Genomic DNA, 2,220 nt, shown 5'->3' with positions numbered 1-2,220 from the left:
CATCCAGCGTTCATCACGTTCATTCAACGCGGCTGCTGCCACGTCATTTTATCCCTTCCAGCGTGACCGATGCCCCGCCGCAAATAATTACCAGTACATTATTAGCAGGGTTAAACCTGATTTTGTGCTCGTACAAGAGTGAGAGAGACACGCCGCATGCCGGTTCAATGAGCACCCGATGGTCATCCAGAAAGCGTCGGCAGGCATTCAGCGCCTCCAGGTCAGAAACCAGCATACTTTTGACGTTCATACGGCTGGCCACATTAAAAGCATTTTCGCATACCTGACTGGCGGCCAGCGTCGTTGCTATGCCGCTGACCTTATCCAGACGTACCAGCTTACCGGCATTAAGCGAGGCGTTAAGGGAAGCAGTTCCGTGAGTTTCAACGGCATAAACCGGAATATGACCGAGCTGATGTTTTTCCAGTCCCTGCGCGATGCCGGATAACATGCTGCCACCCCCAACTGACAGGATAACAGCATCCGGGCGCAGTCCCTCGCTGATGACTTCATCGACCATCGTACTAATGCCTTCCCACAGTAATGGATTATCAAAGGGATGTACGTAGACGATTTCATCCGTCACAAGTGAAAGAGCATAATCATTGGCTTCACTCCACACCTTCCCATGCACAACAAGCCTTGCACCTTCCATTTCAATAAGTTGTCTGGCGCGCGCCGGGGTGGTTTCAGGGACAACAACCGTCACCGGCAAACCCAGTCTGCGGCCACTGTGCGCCACCGCGATACCGGCGTTCCCGCCCGATGAACTGACAAAGCCCTTAACCCCCTTACTGGCGTAGTGGCAGCATATTTTCTCTGCACTTCTGAGCTTGAATGAACCCGTAGGCTGCGAAGACTCCATTTTTAACCAGATATTGCATCCGCTTTGCTGGCTTAAAGGAAGAGAGTGGATAAGGGGCGTCCGGATACTTATGTCCATTTTATAATCCCTGATAGTTTTTTTGGGTGTTGATTGCTTGCTGTACTTAAAGCTTTAACAGCTTCATTCCGGCTCTGTTGGTTTACGTTAACGACATTATAAAAATCATTACCCGGCATGCAGTTGGTCAGTCATGATACACAATGTAGTTAACACCGTTAACTACATTGTGTATCATCCCTGTGAAAATTTTAATCAGGCCGGATAAATGAACAAAAATGAAATACGCCAGTTTCGTGCAGCCATGCGCGACATGGTAAGGGAGCTGGGCATGCTCGGCCGTAAAGCCAGCGGAACTGAGTTATCTCCTCTTCAGAGCCATATCATGATTGAACTGAACAGCAAGCCTTCAGGCGCAACAGAACTGGCAACAAAACTCTGTGTGGAAAAGCCAAGCATGAGCCGAACGCTTCGCGCCCTGACTGAGATGGGATATCTGACAAAAGAACATGATAATCAGGATGGCAGAGCGTCAACTTTCCGGTTAAGCGCGTCAGGAAAGCAACGGCTAATGTCCCTCGAGGAAAATGCCGACAGATTTACTGAAGAAGCGCTCGCATCCTCTTCTGAAGACGAGATAAAGGTGTTTTTTGATACCATCACCTGCTTTGCCGGAAGCTTACACAATGCACGCAGGCAGCGTGAAGCGGGAATAATTTTCAGGCCGATCGAGGCCAGAGATAATGCAGCTGTTGCTGAAATCATTCGCAACAGCTTCAGGGATAATAAAATCGACCACCTTGAGGGAGTCAGCCTGCATGACCCGGAGCTTGAACGTTTAAGCGAGGTTTACAACCAACCCGGAAGGGGGTACTGGGTCGCTGAAGCCAGGGGGATAATTGTTGGAGGAGCTGGTCTCGCCCCGCTTCCAGGTGAAACAGGGATCTGCGAAATGCAGAAACTCTATTTCAGCCGCGACGTAAAAGGCATGGGGCTTGGAAGGCGTATGATCGCATTCATTCTTGCTCAGGCTACTGCTATGAAATACCAGTCCTGTTATCTCGAAACCCTCGACGAGTTAAAGGATGCGGTCCGCCTGTACGAAGCCTTTGGGTTTCGTTACGCTGAGAAAATGGGCGAGACAGGGCACGACGGCTGCGGCATATGTATGCTCAAAAAGCTGTAATTTACTGGCCCAGGGCAGACGTGAGGAAATCAAAGGGAAACCTTGTGTGATTTCTCAAATGGCATTTTATGTCACCGGATTAAATTGTTCTTTGAAAACTATATCGGTTGACATCACCACTATGAATTAACGCACCAGACCTGCTAATGGC

Annotated in this window: 2 protein-coding genes; one reads left to right on the top strand and one right to left on the bottom strand. The window is 49.5% G+C overall.

Translation table 11 applies throughout. The annotated features are described in order from the left end of the window. Positions 1-43: 43 nt before the first annotated feature. Positions 44-943, bottom strand: a complete 900-nt coding sequence (locus tag ABU178_RS20335) for a pyridoxal-phosphate dependent enzyme (protein ID WP_397218341.1) — start codon at positions 941-943, stop codon at positions 44-46. Between the two features lie 208 nt (positions 944-1,151). Here ABU178_RS20335 and ABU178_RS20330 point away from each other — a divergent pair, with 208 nt between their 5' ends. Next, complete coding sequence (locus ABU178_RS20330) at positions 1,152-2,069, top strand: bifunctional helix-turn-helix transcriptional regulator/GNAT family N-acetyltransferase (RefSeq protein ID WP_397218339.1); 918 nt, start codon at positions 1,152-1,154, stop codon at positions 2,067-2,069. Positions 2,070-2,220: the final 151 nt, after the last annotated feature.

This window comes from Pantoea osteomyelitidis (assembly GCF_044342975.1).
Taxonomy (GTDB): Bacteria; Pseudomonadota; Gammaproteobacteria; order Enterobacterales; family Enterobacteriaceae; genus Pantoea; species Pantoea osteomyelitidis.
This window is presented reverse-complemented; position numbering and strand designations above follow the sequence as displayed.

Excerpts from the sequence above, each read along its gene's own strand:
- ABU178_RS20335 (WP_397218341.1), bottom strand. The coding sequence starts at position 943 with ATGGACATAAGTATCCGGACGCCCCTTATCCACTCTCTTCCTTTAAGC.
- ABU178_RS20330 (WP_397218339.1), top strand. The coding sequence starts at position 1,152 with ATGAACAAAAATGAAATACGCCAGTTTCGTGCAGCCATGCGCGACATG.